The organism is Thermoflexibacter ruber (assembly GCF_900113045.1).
In the GTDB taxonomy this organism is placed as follows: domain Bacteria; phylum Bacteroidota; class Bacteroidia; order Cytophagales; family Thermoflexibacteraceae; genus Thermoflexibacter; species Thermoflexibacter ruber.
The window spans coordinates 1-2639 of record NZ_FONY01000091.1 but is presented as its reverse complement, the minus strand read 5'-3'; the positions used below and the strand labels follow the sequence as shown (position 1 = coordinate 2639).

Annotated in this window: 3 protein-coding genes; all 3 read left to right on the top strand. The window is 37.0% G+C overall.

Features of this window, described 5'->3' with window-relative positions; all coding sequences use genetic code 11:
• Nucleotides 1–69: 69 nt before the first annotated feature.
• Nucleotides 70–1113: an RHS repeat-associated core domain-containing protein gene (locus BM141_RS22075; protein WP_091549600.1), complete on the top strand. Its 1044-nt coding sequence runs from the start codon at nucleotides 70–72 to the stop codon at nucleotides 1111–1113.
• Nucleotides 1114–1120: 7 nt separating this feature from the next.
• Nucleotides 1121–1726, top strand: a complete 606-nt coding sequence (locus BM141_RS22070; protein WP_091549599.1) for an SMI1/KNR4 family protein — start codon at nucleotides 1121–1123, stop codon at nucleotides 1724–1726.
• Between the two features lie 281 nt (nucleotides 1727–2007).
• Nucleotides 2008–2639, top strand: a 632-nt coding sequence (locus BM141_RS22065; RefSeq protein WP_143091077.1) for an RHS repeat domain-containing protein, incomplete at its 3' end; no start/stop codon positions are given.

Here is a 2639-nt window from a genome sequence, read left to right as displayed (position 1 = left end):
TATATAGCCAATCAACAAGTATAAATCTTTTTGCTATTGTCAGTTTTCCCTGTTCTCTTCGGCTTGGGCATGAAGGGCTTCGACTATGTGCAGAATGTAAATCAGGGAAATAAGTTTACTTTCAATGGACAGACAGAAAAGGAAACAAAACTCAACCTCCACTGGCATGAAACAGCGTTTAGGAGCTACGACCCACAGTTAGGGAGGTTTCATCAGATAGACCCGCTGGCAGACTTGTTTATAGGGATTAATCCTTATCAGTTTGGGTATAATAATCCGATAATGTTTAATGACCCTACGGGCTTGGCATCACCTACTCCTTCGCCATCAATAGGCAAAAATCCACTACCTGAGATAGGTTGGATTTCTGTAGACCCTTTTACCGCCATGAGTATGCTCAACCAGCACTTCAAAGGTAAAAATAATGGAAGAGGCTGTTGCCCTGATAATGGAGGGAAAAGACAAGAGGCAAGAAATGCCCCTACTATCGTCCCCGTTGGAAAAATACCTTATAATCGTAGCATCTGGGATAAAGTTATTGATGCTTCCAATAAGTTTTTAAAACGTGTTGCTAACTTTGGTGGAGCAAGATGGTTGACGGCAGGGACAGTATTTGTTGGCGCTATGCTTAAACCTGCAAATGGAGATGATAATGCTAAAAGAATACATGAAGCATTTGACAAGCAAAATAAAGAAAATAATCGCAGAAGGATAGCAGCTGAGGAGGACATACCTATCTTCTATGTAAGAGAAAGTGATTACCCAGATATATATCTAAATACTGTTACAGGTTTTACAAATAGGGGTATATCTTTAGACTCATATGACATCTTGACTTATGCAGGAGCTCCAAAAACTTCTGATGACAGGAAAGCTAAGAGAGATAGGAGAGATGCAGCATACGGTCATATGCCTAATGCACAAGACGGGTATTCTTGGGACGAGTATCCTTATGCTTCTACTTTGGAGGGAGGATTAGGGGCAACGGTAGCAGAAGTTCCTATTTGGCAACAAAACATTCAAAAAATATTATTATCTTCTTTTTATCGCGCAAATAAAATGAAGCTGGGTAGTAAGTTTAAAGTTAAATTAGTTCCAAATGAAACAAAATAAATAATCTATGGATATTATTGATTACGCCAAGTTAATTTATAATTGGCTTGAAGAAGAAGATGCCTCTGTTGTAAAGTTCCTTCAAGAAGGAAAAAGTAAAAGAGAAATAAATGAACGAATAGCTAATCTACCTATAAAACTACCAGCAGAGTTATTATCTCTGTACACATGGAAAAATGGAACAGTCAATAGAGAAAGTGCCCTTAGTTTAAGACACCTTTGTTTCTTTCCTACTATGTATTTTTTGACTCTTGAGGAAGCAATTGATATTTATAAAAGGATCACATATTTAATTCCTAACAAAGATTTTTCTTTTGATTTCTTTCCTATTTTCTATGATTCAGGGGGAAATTATTTGGTTATTGAATGTAATAAAAAATCGGACAGTATAGAAGGTCGGATTTTTGAACTTGATTTTGAATCTGAAGATATTTTTGGGATGTATTTTGATAGTCTGACTATTATGTTTAAAACTATTTGGGAATGCTTTAAAAATAGGGTGTACATTATCAAAGACGGATATTTGAGATATGATTCAACAAAAGAGTCAGAAATAATGAAAGAATTAAATCCCAAAACATCAGAGTGGTATTCTTCTAATCATCTTTCGTAGGCAAAGTTGGTGGGAAATCCTCTTAGTCAGGATTTGTAACTGTTGCGGAACAATCTCTTCTCGTTTGCGATAGATTTAAGCGTATCTAAGGCATTTGGTTTTCCAATCTCTGATTGGCGTGTAAGTGCGTAAGCAGTAGAGGTAAGTTTTATTTCTTGGTAGTCAGTAGGTTATGCAAAGTATAGTTTTTCACGTCAAAAGACGTGAAAAAATGACTTTATGTTTTCTCATTCATAATTCATCATTTATAATTCCTAATTTTACTATCCTTTGGCTTGGGCATGAAGGGCTTGGACTACACTGCACCAAGTCCGAATGTAGAGAATAAGTTTACCTTCAACAGCAAAGAGAAGCAAACTGAGCTTGGGCTGCATTGGCACGACTACGGAGCGAGAAACTATGATGCTCAGATAGGCAGGTGGCATAGTATAGACCCATTGGCTGATGCAATGGTAAACTGGTCGCCCTATGCTTACACATACAACAATCCTGTAAAGTTCATAGACCCTACTGGAATGAAACCAAGATACAATTGGTACACAGGACAGTATTATGATACAGGTACAGGGGAGAGAATGGAGTGGGAAGATGTTGAGAATCATATCGCAAATACAGGTGGAATTGAAAAGACTTATGTACCTCTTTCAAAAGAAAGATTAGAAGAATTAGGAGAAAAAGCAGGAATAGGAGAAAAAGGGAAAGGAGATTTTAATGCTAATCTGGGTAATCAATTTGAAAAGTTTGCTGCGGAATCTTGGGGATTTGCAGGGAAAAAGAAAAAAGAGTTTTACTCTGATGCAAGAAGCTCTATGACTGGGAGAAAAAAGAATAAAGTAATTCCAGATTCGCATGGATGGGTATTTGTAGGAGATGTTAGCCCTTTTGCGTTGTTAAACCCCAAAAATCATAAGCA

Excerpts from the sequence above, each read along its gene's own strand:
- BM141_RS22075 (WP_091549600.1), top strand. The coding sequence starts at position 70 with ATGAAGGGCTTCGACTATGTGCAGAATGTAAATCAGGGAAATAAGTTT.
- BM141_RS22070 (WP_091549599.1), top strand. The coding sequence starts at position 1,121 with ATGGATATTATTGATTACGCCAAGTTAATTTATAATTGGCTTGAAGAA.